This window comes from Sphingomonas corticis, assembly GCF_012035195.1.
Classification (GTDB): Bacteria; Pseudomonadota; Alphaproteobacteria; order Sphingomonadales; family Sphingomonadaceae; genus Sphingomonas; species Sphingomonas corticis.
The window spans coordinates 275,117-294,313 of record NZ_JAAVJH010000001.1 but is presented as its reverse complement, the minus strand read 5'-3'; the positions used below and the strand labels follow the sequence as shown (position 1 = coordinate 294,313).

23 protein-coding genes are annotated in these 19,197 nt (G+C 71.3%); 8 read left to right on the top strand and 15 right to left on the bottom strand.

What is annotated here, in order from left to right; all coding sequences use genetic code 11:
* Positions 1 to 70: 70 nt before the first annotated feature.
* Positions 71 to 238 carry a hypothetical protein gene (locus HBH26_RS01495; RefSeq protein WP_168132775.1) on the top strand — a complete coding sequence of 56 codons (168 nt, stop codon included), beginning with the start codon at positions 71 to 73 and terminating at the stop codon, positions 236 to 238.
* A 13-nt stretch (positions 239 to 251) separates the two neighbouring features.
* Here the strand turns inward: HBH26_RS01495 and HBH26_RS01490 are convergent, their stop codons facing one another.
* Complete coding sequence (locus HBH26_RS01490) at positions 252 to 1,547, bottom strand: MFS transporter (RefSeq protein WP_168132774.1); 1,296 nt, start codon at positions 1,545 to 1,547, stop codon at positions 252 to 254.
* A gap of 135 nt (positions 1,548 to 1,682) precedes the next feature.
* Here HBH26_RS01490 and pgsA point away from each other — a divergent pair, with 135 nt between their 5' ends.
* The 3 genes from pgsA to HBH26_RS01475 are packed head-to-tail and all read left to right on the top strand — an operon-like array spanning position 1,683 to position 2,949.
* A complete protein-coding gene (gene pgsA, locus HBH26_RS01485; RefSeq protein ID WP_168132773.1) occupies positions 1,683 to 2,249 on the top strand; it encodes a CDP-diacylglycerol--glycerol-3-phosphate 3-phosphatidyltransferase in 567 nt (188 codons plus the stop codon).
* 5 nt (positions 2,250 to 2,254) lie between these two features.
* Positions 2,255 to 2,506, top strand: coding sequence for a molybdopterin converting factor subunit 1 (gene moaD / locus HBH26_RS01480; protein ID WP_168132772.1), 252 nt, complete (start codon positions 2,255 to 2,257; stop codon positions 2,504 to 2,506).
* Complete coding sequence (locus HBH26_RS01475) at positions 2,503 to 2,949, top strand: molybdenum cofactor biosynthesis protein MoaE (protein WP_168132771.1); 447 nt, start codon at positions 2,503 to 2,505, stop codon at positions 2,947 to 2,949. Before moaD ends, HBH26_RS01475 begins: the two co-directional genes overlap by 4 nt.
* 79 nt (positions 2,950 to 3,028) lie before the next feature.
* On the opposite strand, the gene HBH26_RS01470 is transcribed toward HBH26_RS01475, so the two are convergent.
* The 6 genes from HBH26_RS01470 to HBH26_RS01445 all read right to left on the bottom strand — a co-directional run bounded on the left by HBH26_RS01470 (position 3,029) and on the right by HBH26_RS01445 (position 8,728).
* Positions 3,029 to 4,126, bottom strand: coding sequence for a DUF3667 domain-containing protein (locus HBH26_RS01470; protein WP_168132770.1), 1,098 nt, complete (start codon positions 4,124 to 4,126; stop codon positions 3,029 to 3,031).
* 78 nt (positions 4,127 to 4,204) lie between these two features.
* Positions 4,205 to 5,434 (bottom strand): cytochrome P450, encoded by a 1,230-nt coding sequence (locus HBH26_RS01465; RefSeq protein WP_168132769.1) that lies wholly within the window; start codon positions 5,432 to 5,434, stop codon positions 4,205 to 4,207.
* Positions 5,435 to 5,486: 52 nt separating this feature from the next.
* Entirely contained in the window at positions 5,487 to 6,731 is a 1,245-nt protein-coding gene (locus tag HBH26_RS01460; RefSeq protein WP_168132768.1) for an ABC transporter permease, read from the bottom strand.
* Positions 6,728 to 7,654 (bottom strand): ABC transporter ATP-binding protein, encoded by a 927-nt coding sequence (locus HBH26_RS01455; RefSeq protein WP_168132767.1) that lies wholly within the window; start codon positions 7,652 to 7,654, stop codon positions 6,728 to 6,730. Before HBH26_RS01455 ends, HBH26_RS01460 begins: the two co-directional genes overlap by 4 nt.
* A 46-nt stretch (positions 7,655 to 7,700) precedes the next feature.
* The gene (locus tag HBH26_RS01450) at positions 7,701 to 8,063 is read right to left on the bottom strand and encodes a hypothetical protein (RefSeq protein WP_168132766.1); all 363 of its coding nucleotides are present in this window, start codon (positions 8,061 to 8,063) and stop codon (positions 7,701 to 7,703) included.
* Entirely contained in the window at positions 8,060 to 8,728 is a 669-nt protein-coding gene (locus HBH26_RS01445; RefSeq protein ID WP_168133049.1) for an EI24 domain-containing protein, read from the bottom strand. The genes HBH26_RS01450 and HBH26_RS01445 overlap by 4 nt, the downstream gene beginning before the upstream one ends.
* Positions 8,729 to 8,856: 128 nt before the next feature.
* Between HBH26_RS01445 and HBH26_RS01440 the strand changes: the two genes are divergently transcribed.
* Positions 8,857 to 9,849 carry an adenosine kinase gene (locus HBH26_RS01440; RefSeq protein ID WP_168132765.1) on the top strand — a complete coding sequence of 331 codons (993 nt, stop codon included), beginning with the start codon at positions 8,857 to 8,859 and terminating at the stop codon, positions 9,847 to 9,849.
* 29 nt (positions 9,850 to 9,878) lie between these two features.
* Here the strand turns inward: HBH26_RS01440 and HBH26_RS20960 are convergent, their stop codons facing one another.
* The gene (locus HBH26_RS20960) at positions 9,879 to 10,523 is read right to left on the bottom strand and encodes a CatB-related O-acetyltransferase (protein ID WP_168132764.1); all 645 of its coding nucleotides are present in this window, start codon (positions 10,521 to 10,523) and stop codon (positions 9,879 to 9,881) included.
* A gap of 101 nt (positions 10,524 to 10,624) precedes the next feature.
* Here HBH26_RS20960 and hrpB point away from each other — a divergent pair, with 101 nt between their 5' ends.
* The gene (gene hrpB, locus HBH26_RS01430) at positions 10,625 to 13,066 is read left to right on the top strand and encodes an ATP-dependent helicase HrpB (RefSeq protein ID WP_168133048.1); all 2,442 of its coding nucleotides are present in this window, start codon (positions 10,625 to 10,627) and stop codon (positions 13,064 to 13,066) included.
* A gap of 10 nt (positions 13,067 to 13,076) precedes the next feature.
* Entirely contained in the window at positions 13,077 to 13,358 is a 282-nt protein-coding gene (locus HBH26_RS01425; RefSeq protein ID WP_168132763.1) for an ETC complex I subunit, read from the top strand.
* A gap of 32 nt (positions 13,359 to 13,390) precedes the next feature.
* On the opposite strand, the gene HBH26_RS01420 is transcribed toward HBH26_RS01425, so the two are convergent.
* The 4 genes from HBH26_RS01420 to HBH26_RS01405 all read right to left on the bottom strand — a co-directional run bounded on the left by HBH26_RS01420 (position 13,391) and on the right by HBH26_RS01405 (position 16,020).
* Positions 13,391 to 13,897 carry an NUDIX hydrolase gene (locus tag HBH26_RS01420; protein ID WP_168132762.1) on the bottom strand — a complete coding sequence of 169 codons (507 nt, stop codon included), beginning with the start codon at positions 13,895 to 13,897 and terminating at the stop codon, positions 13,391 to 13,393.
* Positions 13,894 to 14,553 carry a TPM domain-containing protein gene (locus HBH26_RS01415; protein WP_168132761.1) on the bottom strand — a complete coding sequence of 220 codons (660 nt, stop codon included), beginning with the start codon at positions 14,551 to 14,553 and terminating at the stop codon, positions 13,894 to 13,896. Before HBH26_RS01415 ends, HBH26_RS01420 begins: the two co-directional genes overlap by 4 nt.
* Positions 14,553 to 15,323, bottom strand: a complete 771-nt coding sequence (locus HBH26_RS01410; RefSeq protein ID WP_239024522.1) for a TPM domain-containing protein — start codon at positions 15,321 to 15,323, stop codon at positions 14,553 to 14,555. The genes HBH26_RS01415 and HBH26_RS01410 overlap by 1 nt, the downstream gene beginning before the upstream one ends.
* 118 nt (positions 15,324 to 15,441) lie before the next feature.
* Positions 15,442 to 16,020, bottom strand: a complete 579-nt coding sequence (locus tag HBH26_RS01405; protein ID WP_168132759.1) for a LemA family protein — start codon at positions 16,018 to 16,020, stop codon at positions 15,442 to 15,444.
* A 113-nt stretch (positions 16,021 to 16,133) separates the two neighbouring features.
* Here HBH26_RS01405 and mscL point away from each other — a divergent pair, with 113 nt between their 5' ends.
* A complete protein-coding gene (mscL, locus tag HBH26_RS01400) occupies positions 16,134 to 16,610 on the top strand; it encodes a large conductance mechanosensitive channel protein MscL (protein ID WP_168132758.1) in 477 nt (158 codons plus the stop codon).
* Between the two features lie 124 nt (positions 16,611 to 16,734).
* Here the strand turns inward: mscL and HBH26_RS01395 are convergent, their stop codons facing one another.
* The 3 genes from HBH26_RS01395 to HBH26_RS01385 all read right to left on the bottom strand — a co-directional run bounded on the left by HBH26_RS01395 (position 16,735) and on the right by HBH26_RS01385 (position 19,177).
* Positions 16,735 to 18,300, bottom strand: a complete 1,566-nt coding sequence (locus tag HBH26_RS01395; protein WP_168132757.1) for an amino acid permease — start codon at positions 18,298 to 18,300, stop codon at positions 16,735 to 16,737.
* A gap of 113 nt (positions 18,301 to 18,413) precedes the next feature.
* Positions 18,414 to 18,806 (bottom strand): HIT domain-containing protein, encoded by a 393-nt coding sequence (locus HBH26_RS01390; RefSeq protein ID WP_168132756.1) that lies wholly within the window; start codon positions 18,804 to 18,806, stop codon positions 18,414 to 18,416.
* Positions 18,803 to 19,177: a phosphoribosyl-ATP diphosphatase gene (locus HBH26_RS01385; RefSeq protein WP_168132755.1), complete on the bottom strand. Its 375-nt coding sequence runs from the start codon at positions 19,175 to 19,177 to the stop codon at positions 18,803 to 18,805. The genes HBH26_RS01390 and HBH26_RS01385 overlap by 4 nt, the downstream gene beginning before the upstream one ends.
* Positions 19,178 to 19,197: the final 20 nt, after the last annotated feature.

The following is a 19,197-nucleotide window of genomic DNA, read 5'->3' as shown; positions in this document are numbered from 1 at the left end:
CCGAACCGGGACCGGCGTTAACCCTCTTCGTTCATGGGCCGAAACGCTAACGGCGCGTTAAGCATCCGCCATGACCCGTCGACTCGTCACCACCAACGAAGCCGCCCGTCACCCCTTCCGCCGTGCCCTGCCGCCGCCGCCGAAGGTCGCGGCCACGCGGAGCGGCGACGACGACGTGAAGCTCTTCCTGCTGAGCTTCGCCGCCTTCTTCATCTGCTTCTACACCATGATCGCGTAGCGGACGGCGCGGATCAGTCGCACGCGCGGTGCAGCTTCTGCGCGATCCACGCCGACACGCCGCACATCGCCACCACCGCCAGCAGCAATTGCTGCGCGGTGACACCCGCGCCCGAGAGCGCCGCGACGACGATCGACCCCAGCGTCATCGCGCCCGCGTTGACGACGTTGTTCGCCGCCACCGTTCGCGCGGTCTGGTCCTTGGGCACGGTCGTCGTCAGGAACGCGTAGAGCGGGACGACGAACATCCCGCCGAAGATCGCGACGCCCAGCAGCGCACCCAGCACCAGCGGCGCGATCGGCTGCGTGAGGAAGCCGGCGATATCGTACAGCCGGCCCGCCGGTGCCGGCGTCCACCCCTGGATCACCGCATAGAAGCCGAGCACCGTCGCGCCCATCGCGATCACCGACGCGGGCGAGAAGCGCGCGGAGATATGCCCCTTCAGCAGCAGGTTGATGACGACGGAGCCGATCGCCACGCCGACGGAAAAGACGGCGAGCACCAGACTGGCGACGCTGGCGTCGGCGGTCAGCACGTTCTTCACCAGCGGCGGAAAGACGATGATGAGGACGCTGCCGATCGTCCAGAAGAAGCTGATCGCGCAGATCGCCAGGAACAGCCGCGGGATGTGCATCGTCCCCGCCACCAGCTTCCACGAGGCGCGGAAGGGATTGAGGTCGATCTTCAGCGGCGGCCCCAGCCGCGGCGCGGGCGGCACCGCGCGCGCCGTCGCCCAGCCGAGCACGGCCACGCCCAGCGTCAGCACCGCGACGATCGCCGTGGAATGGTAGACGAAGCCGGCGACGATCGTGCCGAGCAGGATCGACAGATACGTCCCCGCCTCCACCAGGCCGGTACCGCCCAGCACGTCGTCCTCACCCAGGTGCTGCGGCAGGATCGCATATTTGATCGGGCCGAAGAAAGTGGAGTGGACGCCCAGCCCGACGATGGCGAGCAGCATCAGCGCCAGCGGCAGCGTGACCTGTCCGGTGCGCGCCAGCACGAGGCCGGCGGCGCCGACCGCCATGATAAGGATCTCCACCGTCTTCACGATCCGGATGATCCGCGTCTTGTCGACGGTGTCGGCCAGCTGTCCGGCCAGCGCGGACAGGAGGAAGAAGGGCAGGATGAAGAGCCCCGCGGTCAGCGCGTTGAAGAAGCTCTCCTGCGCCTCGTCGGCGAAGATCTCGTAGGTCGCGAACAGGACCATCGCGGTCTTGAACAGATTGTCGTTGAAGGCGCCCAGGAACTGGGTGGTGAACAGCGGCAGGAACCGCCGACGCTTCAGAAGCCCGAGGGCATTAATCATGACGCGGAACACAACCCCGGTAGCCGATCGGTGATCCGGCATAACCGCTGTCATGCCGCGAACCAACGCATTTCGCCCGCGCGCCGATCCGCGCTTGCGTTGCGCGGCGCGGCGCGCCACCTGTCGGGGAAGGCCATGCTGTCGCTTCCGAACCTCCTCACCCTGTCGCGCATCGTCGCGGTGCCGCTGCTGGTGGCGCTGCTGTGGTGGCCGCGGTGGGAGGCGGGCTTCGCGCTCGCCTTCGCGCTCTACTGCCTGATGGGCATCACCGATTACTTCGACGGCTATGTCGCCCGCGCGCGCGGCACGGTGTCGAAGCTGGGCCAGTTCCTCGATCCCATCGCCGACAAGATCATGGTGGCGGCGGTCATCCTGATGCTGGTCGGCACCCGGCACGAGGACAGCGCGGTCATCACCGGCGTCCACATCATCGCCGCGCTGGTGATCCTGCTGCGTGAGATCGCGGTCAGCGGGCTGCGCGAGTTCCTGGCCGGGCTGCAGGTGTCGCTCCCCGTCTCGCGCCTCGCCAAGTGGAAGACGACGCTGCAGCTGGTCGCGTTCGGCGCGCTGATCCTGGCGGGCGCGATGCCGGGCGTCGCCTTCGTGAAGGTGACGGGGCTCGCCTGCCTGTGGGGGGCGGCGGCGCTGACGATGGTGACGGGCTGGGACTACCTGCGCGTCGGCCTGAAGCACATGGATTGACGCGGGTGCGGGTGCTGTACTTCGCGTGGGTGCGCGAGCGCGTGGGCGCGGGCGAGGAGGAGGTGACGCCGCCCGGCGAGGTGGCCACCGTGGCCGATCTCGCCGCGTGGCTGGCGGGGCGAAGCGAGGGCCACGCCGCCGCCTTCGCCGAGCCGGCACGGCTGCGCGCGGCGGTGGACCAGGCGTTCGTGCCGCTCGACGCGCCGATCGCCGGGGCGCGCGAGGTGGCGATCTTCCCGCCGGTGACCGGAGGATGATCCGCGTCCGCGTCTCGACCGAGCCGATCGACCTCGCCGCGGAGATGGCGTCGATCGAGCGCGGCGGGGCCGTGGCGACCTTCACCGGGCTGGTCCGCGCCGACGTGGTCGAGGGCCAGGGCAGCGTCGCCACGCTGGAGCTGGAACATTACCCCGGCGCGACCGAGGCGGCGCTGGAGCGGCTGGCGGCGGAGGCGACGGCGCGCTGGTCGCTGTCCGCGGCGAGCGTCGTCCACCGCGTCGGCCCGATGCACCCGGGCGAGCGCATCGTCTTCGTCGGCACCGCCGCGGAGCACCGGGCCGCCGCGCTGGAGGCGTGCGCCTATCTGATCGACCGGCTGAAGACGCACGCGCCGTTCTGGAAGAAGGAGACGGTCGGCGGCGGGACCCGCTGGGTGGATGCGCGCGGCAGCGACGATGCCGCCGCGGCGCGGTGGGATTGACGGCGGCACGGCGCGCTGAACCCGCGCGCGAGGCCTTCGACTTCGCTTCGGCCGAACGGGTGGGACGGGGGTGCTCGCCTCAGTCCGCCAGGCCCAGGTACAGCAGCAGCGTGACGAACAGGATCGTCGTGACCAGCGCGAAGTTCAACATCAGGAAGGTGCGCCAAAGCGCACCGCTGCGCGACAGGCGATAGCCGCCCTTCAGCTGCTTGTAGATGTGCAGCGGCGGGGCCAGCATGGCGGCGAACCACAGCGCGCTCTCGCTGACGCCGATCGCGCCCAGCAGCGCGAGCAGGATCGTCAGCAGCGACATGAACGTCAGCGAGTAGGTGGCGAAGACGGCGTGGTCGTACATGTTCACGTCGCGGCGGAACGGGAACAGCAACCAGATGAACGGCAGCGAGATCGGGATCAGCGCCCAGCTGTATTTGTAGGCGCTGGTCTTCACCTTGTAGAGGATCAGCTTCGGGTTCTCCCGCGCGTGACGCCACTTCGCCTCGAACCAATTCTCGTGCGCGGCGGGGGTCGCGTCGGTGGCCGAGGCGGGCGCCGGCAACATCCGCGCGGCGGTTTCCAGTCCGATCTGCGCCTCGCGTGCCTCCGCCAGGCGCTTCTCCAGCCGCACGATCCGGTCGGCGTCGGGCGCCTTGTCGCGGCGCTCCGCCGCCAGCGCGGCCTGCTCCTCGGCCACGGCGGCGGCGGCCTTCGCCTTCTCCTCGCCCAGCTTCTCGCGCGCCTGCGCCATGCCGCCGGCGACATCGGTCTTCAGCAGGTCCGAGTTGGCGAAGGTCCAGCCGGGCAGGTTCGCGACCACGGCGAACATCAGGAACACGGAGAACAGGAACATCGCCATCGGCGACACAAAGCGCGCCCGCTCGCCGTCCACGTAGCGGCGCGTCAGCTCGCCCGGCTGGAAGAACAGCAGGGGCAGGGTGTTCCAGAACTTGCCCTCGAAGTGGAAGACGCCGTGCAGGATGTCATGCCCGAACGCGCCCAAAGTGCGGTGGACGTGGGCGGCCTGGCCGCAGGCATGGCAATGCTCGCCGATCAGGTGCGTGCCGCAATTGCGGCACAGGCCATGGTCGCGCCCGTGCGCGCCGCCCGCCTGCGGCTCCACCGCGCGGGCCAGCAACGATCCGGTCGCGACATCCCCCGCCGCCTCGATCCCGTCAACCATGACAACGGGTTGTGCCCGTGCCGTGCCGCCGGTCAAGCCCCGTCGCCTGCCCGCCCCGCGTTCAGGCGCGGCGAGACCCTAGTAGCGCGTGATCTCCACCGGCATCCGGCGATAGCCGTGGACGAAGCAGGCGGCGACCCGCTCCGGTTCGCGCAGCACGTTCACGCGCATCCGCCGCTCCGCCATCTCCTCCATCAGGATGCCGACCTGCAGCTCCGCCAGTCGCGCGCCGACGCAGCGATGGATACCGTGGCCAAAGGCGAGGTGGCGGCGGGCGTTGGCGCGGTCGACGACGAAATCGTCGGCATCGTCGCCGAACACCTCGCGATCGCGATTGGCGGAAATGTACCACATCGCGATCTTGTCGCCCTCGCGGATGCGGTGGCCGTGCAGCTGCGTATCCTGCGTCGCCGTACGCGCCATGTGCGCCAGCGGCGTCTGCCAGCGGATGATCTCGCTCGCCGTGTTGGGGATCAGCGCGCGGTCGGCCTCCAGCTTCGCCCGGCTCTCCGGAAAGCGGTCGAGCGCGTAGACGAGGCCCGACATCGTGTTGCGCGTGGTGTCGTTGCCGCCGACGATCAGCAGGATGAGATTTCCCATGAACTCGTTATGGTCCATGTGGCTCATCGCGTCCGAGTGGATCATCATCGAGATGAGGTCGGGCGTCGGCTCGGCATCGACCTTGGCATCCCAGAGCCGCTTGAAATACGCTCCCGCCTCGTAGACCTTCTCCAGCCGCTTCTGTCGCAGCCCCTCGTCGCGGAACAGCTCGATGTCGCCCATCCAGTCCGACCATTCGGTCAGCTTGCGGCGATCCTTCCACGGGAAATCGAACAGGATGGCCAGCATCTGCGTCGTCAGCTCGATCGACACGGTGTCGACCCAGTCGAACTCGCTGTGCCACGGCAGCGCGTCGAGCACCTCGGCGGTGCGGCGACGAATGTCCACGGACAGGCGCTGCATTTCCGAAGGCGTGAAGGCGGGCGCGACGGTGCGGCGCTGCGCGGTGTGGATCGGGCGGTCGCGGCCGATGAACATCGGCATCGTCACGCCGTTCTCCACCGGGCGGGTCAGCGTGAAGCCGCCCTTCTCGCTGGAATAGAGGTCGGGCAGCGATTCAACCTCGACGATCGGCTTGTACGTGGACAGCGACCAATAGGGGCCGAACTCCGAATCCTCGACATAGTGGATCGGTGCCTCCGACCGCGCGCGCGCGAACACCGGCTGCCACACGTCGTCGCGATAAAGCTCCGCGCGGCTGACGTCCAAGGGGTCGTGCGCCGCCACGTCTCGCGCCAGGGTCGCCATCGGTCCTCTCTCCTGATTTTGGTTGCGAGAGAAAACCTAAGCGACAGTCGTGTCAATGGGGAAGCGTCTCCGTCCGCCGCAGCAGCCGCTTCCACAACGGGTTGGCGCTGCCCGACTGGAGCACGCCGCGGCGGAACAGCCGCGCACCCACGGTGATGAAGATCGCCACCCACAGCAGCTGCCACGCCAGCGCCGCGGCGTGAGGCCAGAGCGCGGGCGAGTTGGCGGCGTGCCCCGCCATGGCGAAGGGGGAGGAGAGCGGGAACACCTCCGCCAGCGTCGCCACCCACGTCCCCGGCTTCGACGCGGCCGCGCTGGCCAGCGCGAACATCGCGACCTGCACGATCGTGATCGGCAGCGACAGCATCTGGATCTCGCGCATGGTCGACGCCTGCGCGCCGACGCCCAGGAACACCGAGCCGAGCAGCAGATAGGCGGTCGTGAAATAGGCCGCGAACAGCAGCGCGAACCAGCCGTAGCCGACCGCGGGCACCACCTGGCGCAGGCCGGAGGCGACGTCGGCCGGCAGGAACTGCGTGCCCTGCGCGACGATCGTCCCCCAGAACGCGACGAACAGCACCGCCACGCCGAACATGCCGAGCAGCTTGCCGAGAAATACCGATTCCAATGGGACCGCGGCAGCCAGCACCTCGATCACCTTGTTGTTGCGCTCCTCCGCCATGGTGCCGACCACCTGGCCGGAGAGGAAGAGCGTGAGGAAGAAGATGCCGAAGACGGCGAAGAAGGCCGACGCCTTGCGCCCGCCCTGCGACGGCGCGGTGGTGACGATCCGCTCGATCCGCGCGGTCGATCGCACCGCATCGCCGGCGGCGAGCCCCAGCACCGCGCGATCCGCCAGCGCCGCCAAGTAGCGCGCGCCGTCGCGGCTGCCCGCGGCATAGACGATCGCCGGGTGCGCCAGCGGGCCGCGCATCACCGCGGGCACGTCGACGCGCGAATCGTCCAATGCGGTGCGCGCCTGCCGCCCGGTGTCCGTCTCCGGCGCGCGCACCTCCAGCTCGGGTGGTCGCGCCTCGCCGGAGAACAGCGGGCGCAGCTGCGCGTCGGCGACGCGCACCGCCGCTGCCTCCTCGGCGTCCAGCAGCAGCACGAGCCGCGCCTTGTCGGTCGATCCCGCGGACACGCTGGCCGCGCCCATGCCGCCGATCGCGCCGAACGACGCCATGATGAGCGGGGCAAAGAGGAAGAGGAGGAAGATCGGCGTGAAGACGGTGGCGACGAAATCGCGCCGCGCGATCGTCAGCGTCTGCCGCCACTGGCGGCGCAGCGGGGTCATCGGGCGCCTCCCGCCTCGGCATCGGCCTGTTCGACCACGCGAACGAACGCCTCGTGCAGGCCGGGCCGCTCGATCGACAGGCCGGAGATGCCGTGACCTGCCGCGATCAGCCGGGTGAGCAGTTGCTCGATCCCCTCGCCGGGCAGGGTGAAGCGCCAGCCGTCGCCGCTCTCCCGCGCGTCGGGGGGGAGCAGCGCGGACAGGCCGGTGCCGCCGTGGTGGGGCACGTAGTGGACCTGCTGCGGCAGCAGCCCGCGCGCCTCGTCCACCGTTCCCTCGAACCGCCGCCGCCCGCGCGCGATGATGGCGAGCCGGTCGCACAATCGCTGCGCATGCGCCATGACGTGGGTGGAGAAGAGGATGGTGGCGCCGCGGTCCCGCTCCGCCAGGATCAGCCGCTCGAGCCGCTCCTGGTTGACGGGATCGAGGCCCGAGAACGGCTCGTCCAGCACGATCAGCCGCGGCTGGTGGACCACCGAGCCGAGCAGCTGCACCAGCTGCGCCATGCCCTTCGACAGCTTGCGGATCTTCTCGTCCACCGCGTGGCCCAGTCCGGCGGCCTCCAGCATCTCCACCGCGCGCGCCCGGCCGGTGCGCCAGTCGAGCCCGCGCAACGCACCCATGAAGGCGATCGCCTCCTTCGCCTTCATCGCGGGGTAGAGCCCACGCTCCTCGGGCAGGTAGCCGACCTCGTCGCTGGCGTCGCGCGGGTGCGCGCGGCCCAGCAGCGTGCGGGCGCCGGCGTCGGGTTCGATGATGCCGAGCAGCATCCGCAGCGTCGTCGTCTTGCCCGCGCCGTTGGGACCGAGGACGCCGTAGATCGCGCCCTGCGGTACGATCAGGTCCACGCCGTCGACGACCCGGCGGTCGCCGAATCGCTTGACCAGTCCCTCGGCGGTGATGGCGTCGGCGGCGTTGGTCATCCGCGCCGGTCGTAACGGTTCGTCGCGCGCGCGCAACACCTTCCGGCTACTTGCCGCCGGTGCGGCGCGACAGCGCGGCGACGCAGCTGGCCCGGTCGATCGGGCTGCCGTCGCGCTCTCGCGCATCGAGCCATGTGACCTTCGGCTCGGCCTTGCCGTCCGGATAGAGGTAGGCGTCGAGCACGCAGATGGTGCTGGCGAACTGCAGCTTGCGCGCGGTGCCCTCGCGCACGTCGGCGTCGGGATCGCCGAACAGCCGGACCAGCGCGTTGGCGTTCTGCCCCATCACCGTCTCCAGCCCGACGGTCGGCAGCGGCACGGGAATGCGCGGCGCGGCAGTGCGGCTGGCCGGCGGCGTGGTGGCGCAGGCGGCGAGCAGGAGGAGCGGGAAGAGCGCGAGCGGCTTCATCGGCGGTGTCCGTGGAAGAGGTGGGTGGCCATCGCCGCGCCGAGCACGGGAGCCAGGATGTTGACCAGCGGCACCGTCAGCAGCAGCGTGCCGGCGAGGCCGAGGAGGAAGCGCCGTCCGCGCGTTTCGGCGCGGACACCGGCGAGCGCCTGCCGCGGCAGGTGGCGCGCCGCGACCATGTCGGTCAGGTCGCGGCCGAGCAGCCAGGCGTTGACCAGCAGGAAGAGCGCCGCGGTGCCGACCCCGGTCACCAGCAGCGCCACATACACGGGCGCGAGCAGCAGGTTGATGCCGACGACGCGCGCGGCGGAGGCGAGGCCCATGCCGATGCCGCGGGCCAGCGGGACGGACCGCGCGCTCGCCAGGGCGGCGGGATAGTGGCGCCGCTCCACCGCCTCGACGATGGCGTCGGCGAACAGCCCGACGACCGCGATGGCGACGGCGCGGAACAGCAGCCACGCACCCAGCACCGTCAGCACCAGCGCCGCCGCCCCGGCCAGCGCGCCGTGCCCGCTCCAGTCCGCCAGCAGCCGGTCGATGCCGAACCACAAGCCGGCACCGGCGGCGAGGAAGATCGCCAGCGTCAGCGCCAGCGACTTCGCCAGCACCGCCACGAAGACGCGATCGCCGAGCTGGCCGAGGGACAGGAGGAACGCGCGCACCATCGTGCCGCCGGGATGGGGCGCGGCGCCCGGTTGCGCAAGCGATAGGCGACGGATAGGGCGCCTCATCGCTCCCGTCGCTCGTCCGCGGCCTCCCGCACGGACCGCGCTTCACGCAGGAACAGCCAGCCTTGACCGAACCGCAATACGACGTTGTCGCCATCGGCAACGCCATCGTCGACATCCTGTCGCCCACCACCGACGCCTTCCTGGCGGAGAACGGGATGACCAAGGGCGCGATGGCGCTGGTCTTCTCGCCGGAAGAGGCGGACGCCCTCTACGCGAAGATGGGGCCGGGGCAGGAAGTGTCGGGCGGGTCCGCGGCGAACACGATCGCCGGCATGGCGGCGCTGGGCAGCCGCTGCGCCTTCATCGGCCAGGTGGCCGAGGACCAGCTGGGCGAGGTGTTCGCGCACGACATCCAGGCCGCGGGCATCCGCTTCGACGTCGCCGCCCGCACCGGCGCGCCGACCACGGGGCGCTGCCTGATCTTCGTGACGCCGGACGGCCAGCGCACGATGAACACCTTCCTTGGCGCGTCGCACTACCTGCCGGCCGGCGCGCTGGACCGCTCGCTGATCGAGGGCGCCCAATACCTCTATCTCGAAGGCTATCTCTGGGATCCGGAGGAGCCGCGCGCGGCGATGCGGGCCGCCATCGACATCGCCCGCGCGGCGGGGCGCAAGGTCGCCTTCACGCTGTCGGCGGAGTTCGTGATCGACCGCCACCGCGACGCCTTCATCGAGCTGATCGACGCCGGGCTGATCGACGTGCTGTTCGCCAACGAGGCGGAAATCATGTCGCTGACGCAGACGGGCGACACGGAGGCGGCGATCGACGCGGTGCGCGACAAGGTGCCGCTGGTCGTCGTGACGCTGGCGGAGCGCGGGGCGTGCGCCATCACCGGCGCGGATCGCGTCAGCGTCGCCGCGGAGCCGGTCGACGCGGTGGTCGACACCACCGGCGCGGGCGACCTGTTCGCCGCGGGCTTCCTCCACGGCCAGGCACAGGGCCAGTCGCTGAAGGCATCGCTGACGCTGGGCGCGATCTGCGCCGCGGAGGTGATCGGCCATTTCGGCGCGCGGCCGCTCGCCGACCTGAAGGCGCTGACCGCGGGCGTGTGAGCGGTTCGCGCGGGGACGGACGGCGCGAGTCAGGCGGTCGGCGGCATCTCCAGCTCGCGCCCGTGCACCGCGCGGAAGAACGCGCGCGCGCCTTCCGCGCTCGGCGCGGTGGCGAAGGCGGGGGCCGCCCGCAGCCCGGTGGCGAGCTGCTGCTTGTCGAGTTCCCACCAACGCGTCGCCTCGATGGCGGCCTGAACCTCGGTCGGAAAGCGGTAGCGCACCACCTTCGCGGGCACGCCGACAGCCACGGCGTAGCGCGGCACGTCCGCGATCACCACGGCGCCCGCACCGACGATCGCGCCGCGGCCGATGCGCTTGCAGCCGGGCAGGACGGTGACGTTGTGACTCAGCCAAACGTCGTCCTCGATCACCTGGCCGGGCACCGCCTCCTTCTGCGCCTGCGTCACGCCGAACGCGGGCATGTAGAGGAACGGATGCGTCGTCAGGTTGCCGACCGGATGGTCCGCCTCCACCAGCCGTGCGTTGCGTGCGATCGAGCAGTAGCGCCCGATGCGCGTGCCCGGCGGCATGCGCCAGCGGTCGAACGCACCAAACGTGTAGAGGCCGATCGCGATGTCGTGCTTGCGCGCGAAGTGACGCCGCAACGAGACGCTGTCATACTCGCCGCCGCGCGCGAAGCGGACCTTGAGACGGTCGACCAGATTGCTGAACATGCTGATCCTTTTTCCATCACGCGGACCGCACGCCTACCGCATCCGCGCGGGCGGCGGCAATGCGTGAGGACGTCGCGCACAGGCGCGATGCCGCCCCTGCGATGACGCCGGTCATGCCCATCCACGCCGTGCTGCCCGCGCTGCTCGCCACGCTGCGCGACCGACCCAATGCGGTGCTGGTGGCGCCGCCCGGCGCGGGCAAGACGACCGCGGTCGCGCCCGCGCTGATCGGTCAGCCGTGGTGCACCGGCGAGGTGCTGGTGACGAGCCCGCGGCGCCTGGCCGCGCGCGCCGCGGCGGAGCGGATGGCGGCGCTGGCGGGGGAGGCGGTGGGGCGCACCTTCGGCTATGCGACGCGCCTGGATAGCAAGCGATCGGCAGCGACGCGAGTGACGGTGGTGACGGAAGGCATTTTCCTGTCCCGGCTCCAGACGGATCCCGAGCTCGCCGGCGTCTCCGCCGTCCTGTTCGACGAGGTGCACGAGCGCAGTCTGGACGGCGACTTCGCGCTGGCGCTGGCGCTCGACGCGCAGGGCGGTCTGCGGCCCGACCTTCGGCTGGTCGCGATGTCGGCGACGCTGGACGGCGCGCGCTTCGCCGCGCTGATGGGCGACGCGCCGGTGGTGGAGAGCGAGGGGCGATCGTTCCCGCTGGAGCTGCGCCACGTCGGCCGCGCGGCGGAGGCGCGGATCGAGGCGGAAGTGGCGGCGACGGTCCGCCGCGCGCTCACGGAAACGGACGGCGGCATCCTGGCGTTCCTGCCCGGCGTGGCGGAGATCGAGCGGACGTTCGATGCGCTGGGCGAGCCTGCCGGCACGCGCGTCCACCGGCTCCACGGCAGCCTCGATCCCGCCGCGCAGCGCGCAGCGATCCGCGCCGAGCCCGACGACGCGCGCAAGGTCGTGCTGGCGACCAGCATCGCCGAGACCAGCCTGACGCTGGACGGCGTGCGCGTGGTGGTCGATTCGGGCCTCGCCCGCCGTCCGCGCTACGACCGCGCGGCGGGCATGACGCGGCTCGTCACCGAACGCGCCAGCCAGGCGGCGGCGATCCAGCGTGCCGGGCGCGCGGCGCGGCAGGGGCCCGGAGTGGCGTATCGCCTGTGGGAGGCGGCGGCGACGGCGGGGATGCCGCGCTTCGACCCGCCGGAGGTGCTCGAGGCGGACCTCTCCGCGCTGCTGCTGGCGAGCGCGATGTGGGGCGTCGCCGATCCGCGCGCGCTCGCCTGGATCGACCCGCCGCCCGAGGCCGCGGTGGCGGAGGCGCGCGCGCGCTTGGCGAGCCTGGGCGCGCTGGATGATGACGGGCGGCCGACCGCGCACGGCCGCGCCATGGCGGCGCTGCCAATGGCACCGCGGCTGGCGCACATGCTGCTGCTCGCGCCCGACCGGCGCGTCGCGGCAGAGGCGGCGGTGCTGCTGCAGGAGCGCGGGCTGGGCGGCACCGACGCCGACCTGGAGGTGCGGCTGCGGCGCTGGCGCGGCGATCGCTCCGCGAAGGCGCAGGCGGCGCGCGGGCTGGCGGAGCGGTGGGCGAGGTCGGTGGGGCGGGGCGATCACCCGATGCCCGACACCGCGGCTCTGCCCGCCGCCATCGCGCTCGCCTTTCCCGACCGCATCGCACGCCGCCGCGACGCGACCGGCGAACGCTGGGCCTCGGTCGGCGGGCGGGGCTTCCGACTCGATCCCGCCTCCCCGCTGGCGCGCAGCGAATGGCTGGCGGTGGCGGAGACGCAGGGCATGGCCGCGGGCGCGCGCATCCTGTCCGCCGTCGCGATCGACGCGACCGCGGTGGAGGTGCTGTTCGCCGGGCGGGTCGAGACACGTCGCACCGCGGAGTTCGACGCCGGCACCGGCGGCGTGCGACCGCTGCGCGAGCGGCGTCTGGGCGCGATCCGGCTGTCGAGCGGCCCCGACACCGCCGCCGATCCCGCCGCCATCGCCGCCGCTCTGGTGGAGGGCGTGCGCGCCCACGGTCTCGCGCTGCTGCCGTGGAGCGCGGGCGCGCAGGCGTTGCGGCGCCGCGCCGCCTTCGCCGGCGTGCCGCTGGACGACGCGACGCTGCTGGCGCGGCTGGACGAGTGGCTGCCGGCGCTGGTGGAGGGGCGGCGGCGGCTCGACGTGATCCCGCCCGGCGCGCTGACCGACGCACTGCGCACGCTCGCCGGGTGGGACGCGATGCGGCAGGTCGACCGGCTCGCCCCCGCCGACTTCACCAGCCCGGCCGGCAGCACCCACGCGATCGACTATGGCGCCGAGGCCGGGCCGACGGTGGAGCTGCGCGTGCAGGCGCTGTTCGGCGTCGCCGAGCACCCGGTGGTGGGCGAGGGGCGGGTGCCGCTGGTCCTGTCGCTCACCTCGCCGGCCGGGCGCCCGATCCAGACGACGCGCGACCTGCCCGGCTTCTGGTCCGGCAGCTGGATCGCCGTGGCGAAGGAGATGCGCGGCCGCTACCCGCGCCACCCGTGGCCCGACGATCCCGCGGCGGCCAATGCGACGCTGCGCACGAAAAAGGCGGATGCGCGGCGCGGGGGGACGCGCTAAGAGCGGCGTCATGGCCACCGCACGCATCTTCCAACGTCCGAAGAACGCCATGCAATCGGGCAAGCACCGCACCGATGCCTGGCAGCTGGAATACGAGCCCGCCGAGGCGAAGCACGCCGATCCGCTGACCGGCTGGGCCGGCAGCGGCGACACGCGCGACCAGATCAGGCTGGGCTTTCCGACGTGCGAGGCGGCGATCGCCTATGCCGAGCGCGAGGGGCTGGCCTATACGGTGATCCCGGCGCCGACGAAGACGCTGAAGCTGCAGGCCTACGCCGACAATTTCCGCTGAGACCGGCGACGATCTCAGCACCGCGCCGCGCGTCAGACCAGCGCGCCCGCCAGCAGCAGCAGCATCTTCGCGTCGACCGCCAGCCCGTCCGCCCGCCGCGCCGCGACGAAGGCGCCGATCTCCGCGCGCGGCACCAGGTGGACGGTGATATCCTCGCCCTCGTGCCCGCCCCCATGGCCGACGCGGGTCAGGCCATGGGCGCGGACCAGCGTGAAGGTCTCGCTGGTCATGCCGGGCGAGGAGGCGAACTCGCCCAGCCGCTCGATCCGCGCGGCGCGATAGCCGGTCTCCTCCTCCAGCTCGCGCGCGGCGGCGGTCTCCAGCGTCTCGCCCTCGTCCTCGTCGGCGACGAGGCCCGCGGGCATCTCGATCGTGCGGCGGCCCAGCGGCACGCGATGCTGCTCCACCAGCACCAGCTCGTCGTCGTCGGTCACCGCCACGATCACCGCGGCGGTGATGTCCCGCGTGCGCGCGGCATATTCCCACGTCCCGTCGCGCAGCGCCCGCAGGTAGCGGCCCGACCACATCGTCTCCGTCATAGCTCGATCACCCGGTCCGGCAGTTCGTTGGCGTTGCCCGCGCTTTTGGGCAGATGCTCGGAGAGGATCGCGCCGATCGCACCAACGGCGGCCACCATGCCCTCGCCCGCGCGGCCGGCGCGCACCGCGTCGACCAGTGCCGCCATCGCCTCGCCCCAGCGTTCGGCGGGCACGGCACGGTGGACCGCGAGGTCGGCGACGATCTCGGCCACGTGTTCGTCGGCGGACAGGTAGAGCAGCACGCCGTCCCGCCCCGCGGTGCGGCGCTCGGTGGCGACGCGGAAATATTGCACCGCGCGCCGCCGCACCCGCCGCGCCTTCGTCGCGCGCGGCGTCAGCAGCAGGCGCAGCGGCATCCAGGCGAGCACGACGCGGACGAGGAGGAAGGCGGTCGCCTGCGCCATCAGCAGCAGCGCCAGTTCGCGCGGGCGGCTCGTGCCCCAGCCGTTGGCCGGCTCCAGCAGCCCCGGCCACGCGAGCGAGGCGAGCGGCACCGCCAGCACCGCGACCAGCGCGTAGTGGAGCGCGACGTCGTGATACGCGTCGGAGCGTTCGCTGACGACGGTCACGATCTCCCCATCGGTGCCCGCCTCCGCCGCCGCGACCGCCGCGGTGACGGCGGCGCGCTCCGCCTCGCTCAGCACCAGTCGCGCCATCACCAGCTCCCGCTCGCGCCGCCGCCGCCGAAGGAGCCGCCCCCGCCGGAGAAGCCTCCGCCCCCGCCAAATCCGCCCCCGCCGCCCCACGACGAGGATCGGCCGCCGCCGCCCCGGTCGCCGCCGCCCCATATCACGACGGGGGCGAAGCCGCCGCGATAGCGCTGTCCCTTGCCGGCGCGGCGCAGCAGCGGGAGAACGACGAGGAACAGCACCACCGCGATCCAGAACACGGCGATCATCCACTCGCCGGCATCCTCGCCGCGCCGTTGTTTCTTCGCCGCGGCGGCAGCCGCGCGCCGCTCGGCAGCCTCGAGCGGCAGCCTCAGCTGCTCGGCGATCGCCTGCGCCCCCGCGACGATCCCGCCCGCCATGTCGCCGTCGCGGAAACGCGGCAGGACGGTCTGGTTGACGACGACGCTGGCGTAGGCGTCGGTCACGATCGGCTCCAGCCCGTAGCCCACCTCGATCCGCACCTTTCGCTCCCTGGGCGCGACGAGGAGGATGACGCCGTTGTTCGCGCCCTCCTGCCCGATCTTCCATGCGCGGCCGAGGCGGTAGCCGTAATCCTCGATCGCATAGCCCTGAAGGTCGGGCACCGTGGCGACGACCAGCTGTCGCGACGAGGCCTTCTCCACCTCCTCGGACAAGGCGGTGAGCTGCTGCACCTGGGCGGCGTCGAGCAGCCCGGCGGCATCGACCACGCGGCCGGTGAGCCTGGGGAAGTCCTGCGCCGCCGCGGAGCCGACGAGGAGGAGAGCGAACACCATCGCCACTACCGCAGCGATCGCCGTGCCCGAGAGTGGCAACGGCGCTCGACGGGCGGCGCGCTCCATTACGATGGCCTCGCGACCGGGCGACGGCATTCGCCGCAGCGGTGACACGGCGTCACCCGCCGAAGTTCACCGTCGGTGCCTGCTCCGCGCCCGGCGAGGTGGCCTGGAACGGCACCAGCGGCTTCGCGCCGTAGATCACCTTGGCGCCGATCGCGTCGGGGAAGGTGCGGATGCGCGTGTTGTACGCCTGTACCGCCTCGTTATAGTCGCGCCGGGCGATGGTGATGCGGTTCTCCGTGCCCTCCAGCTGCGATTGCAGCGAGAGGAAGTTCTGGTTCGACTTCAGGTCGGGATAGGCCTCCTGCAGCCGCTGGAGCGACAGCGTGACCGCATTCTGCGCGGCGGCGAAGCGCTGCACCGCGGCGGGGTCGCTCAGCTGCTCGCCCGTCACCTGCACGCGTCCGGCGGAGGCGCGCGCCTCGGTGACGCGGGTCAGCACGTCCGACTCCTGCTTGGCATAGCCCTTCACCGTGGCGACCAGATTGGGGATCAGGTCGGCGCGGCGCTGATATTCGTTCTGCACGTCGGCCCAGCGCGCCTTGGCCGTCTCCTCCGCGGTAGGGACGCTGTTGAGGCCGCACGCGGCGAGAGGGATGGCGATCGCAAGGGCGGCGATAGGGCGGTGCATCATCGAAGCGAAAACTCCTCGGCCTGTGTCAGCCCTATAGGACACGCGCGCGGCTAGGCGAAGCGGCAATCGGCGGATAACCTGGGTTCATCGGCAACGATCGAAGGGGCTCTGTCATGCTGAAGGACTTCCGCACGTTCATCGCGCGCGGCAACGTGCTCGACCTCGCCGTCGGCGTCATCATCGGCGGCGCCTTCGCGACCATCACGAAGTCGCTGACCGACGACATCATCATGCCGGTAGTGGGCGCCATCTTCGGCGGGTTCGATTTCTCCAGCTACTTCGTGAAGCTCGGCCCGGTGCCGGCGACGTATGCGGGCAATCCCGACAGCTACGCGCAGCTGAAGGCGGCGGGCGTGCCGCTGTTCGGCTACGGCGAGTTCGTCACCGTCGTCATCAACTTCCTGATCCTCGCATTCATCGTCTTTCTGCTGGTGCGCGCGGTCAACCGCGTGATCGCGGCGGCGGAGCGGGAGAAGGCGGCGGGCGTGGCGGAGCCCGCGGCGGATCCGGCGGAGGTGGTGCTGTTGCGCGAGATCCGCGACGAGCTGAAGAACCGCCCGGTCGCCGGCACCACGCCGCCGTCGATCTGACGAGAAAAGGGCCGGCGGATCGCCCGCCGGCCCGAGGTCTTACAGTCGTTCGTGCTGGGCGAAGTCGAAGCACAGCCGCTATCGCTTGGCCTTCGACTTCGCTCACGCCGAACGGAGGTTTGCCTTAAGGCTGCTCGCCCACCGGCGCGACATACTCGCCCATGTCCGGCCCGCCGTCCTGTCCGCGCCCCCGCTGCAGGTTGGAATTGCGGATGCCGTAGAGGAAGTACAGCACCACGCCGCCCAGCATGTACCACAGGAAGAACTTCAGCACCGGCCACGGCACGGTGGTGATGAGGTACGCGCAGGACGCGATGCCCAGCACCGGCAGTACCGGGTAGAGCGGGACGGAGAAGCCGCGCGGCAAGTCCGGCGCGGCGCGGCGCAGGTAGATGACTGAGAGGCAGACGATCGCGAACGCCGCCAGCGTGCCCACCGACGTCATGTCGCCCAGCACGTTGATGTCGAAGAAGCCCGCCGCCACCGCGGTGATGACGCCGACCAGCGCGGTGTTGATGTAGGGCGTCTTGAACTTGGGATGCACCGTCGCGAACACGCGCGGCAGCAGCCCGTCGCGCGCCATCGTGTAGAAGATGCGCGTCTGCCCGTACATCAGCACCAGCACGACCGAGGTGAGGCCGATGATCGCGCCGATCTTGATGATCTTCGCCAGCCAGCTCCACTGCGGGCCGAACGCGTCGACGACCACCGCCACCGGATCGGGCACGTTGAGCGAGGCGTAGGGCACCAGCAGCGTCATGATCGCCGCGACCAGCATGTAGATGCCGGTGCAGACGACCAGGCTGCCGATGATGCCGAAGGGCATGTCGCGCTTCGGATCCTTGGCCTCCTGCCCGGCGGTGGAGACCGCCTCGAACCCGATATAGGCGAAGAAGACGATGGAGGCGGCGCGCATGATGCCGTCGACGCCGAACTTGCCGTCGCCCTCGTTCGCCGGGATGAACGGCGTCCAGTTCTTCGCCACCAGTTCGCCGAAATGCGACAGGACGATCAGCCCGCCCACGGCGATGAAGGCGACCAGCACGCTGACCTTCACGGCGACGATGATGTTGTTCACCTTCGCCGATTCGGACACGCCCACCACCAGCAGCGCGGCGAGCGCGAGGCAGATGAGGAAGGCGGGCAGGTTGAAGATCGTCGTCACCTGCTGCCCGTCGACCAGCACCGGCACGCCATCGCGCATCAGCGTGTAGCCGGCCGGGCCGGTCAGCTGCGCCGGGATGTGCAGGCCGAAATCGGCGAGCAGGCTGACGACGTATCCGCCCCAACCCACCGCCACCACCGAGGCGGCGAGGCCGTATTCCAGCAGCAGCAGCGCGCCCATGATCCAGGCGACGAACTCGCCCAGCGTGGTGTAGCCGTAGGTGTACGCCGAGCCGGACACCGGCAGCGTCGACGACAGCTCGGCGTAGCACAGCCCGGCGAAGGCGCAGACGATGCCGGCGACGACGAAGGAGAGCAGCACCGCCGGTCCGGCGTGGAGCGCCGCGGCGCTGCCGGTGCGCACGAAGATGCCCGCACCGATGATGCAGCCCACGCCGAGGAGCAGGAGATTCCACTTGCCGAGCGTGCGCTTCAGCTCGCTCGTCTCCGTCTCGCGCTGTACCTGCGCGATCGACTTGCGCGCCATCATGCGCGCAAGGATCCCGCCTGCGGGTCTGGTCGCCATATCTCTCCCTTGAGCCACCCCCCGGCGGCCCGAACAATGCGTGAAGCGGGAGAGCCTAACGTCTGATCGCCGCCGCGCAATAGACTTGCGTGAAGCGCCCCGGCGCGTGTCCGCTACGCCTTGCCGTCGTTCCGCACCAGCATCGGCCCCAGCGCGCGACCGCCCATGATGTGGACGTGCAGGTGCGGCACTTCCTGATGGCTGTCGAGACCGGTGTTGGCGATCAGGCGATAGCCGGTTTCGACCAGCCCCGCCTCGCGCGCGGCGACGCCGATCGCGCGGGTGAGGCTGACGATCTCCGCCTCGCTCGCCCGGGCGGAGAAATCGTCCCACGACACGTACGATCCGCGCGGAATCGCCAGCAGGTGGTGCGGTGCCCAGGGGGCGATGTCGTGGAAGACGATGGTGTGATCGTCCTCGAAGACGCGGCGCGACGGGATCTCGCCGCGCAGCAGCCGCGCGAAGATGTTGGCATCGTCGTAGGGGGCGGTGGCGTCGACGCTCACGGCTTCAATCCTTGGCTGGGAGAGAACGACAGCGGCCGGCCGGCCGCGCCGGTGCGCGCCGCTTTCTCCACGACGCCTGACTTGCCCTCGCGCCGGCGCAGCTCCGCGCGCACGTCGTCGAGCGAGAGGCCGGCGTCGGCGAGGAGGACGAGGAGGTGGTAGAGGAGGTCCGCCGCCTCCGGCACGATCGCCGCGGCATCGTCGCCCATGGCGGCGATCACCGTCTCCACCGCCTCCTCGCCCAGCTTCTGCGCGATCCGGCCGCGACCGCGGCGGAAGAGCTGGGCGGTGTACGACGAGTCGCTCTCGCCGCCCGTGTCCTTGCGGCTCGCGATGGTCGCCTGCAGGCGGTCGAGGATGTCGTCGGCCATGGCGCGCGGGTGCCCGCTGG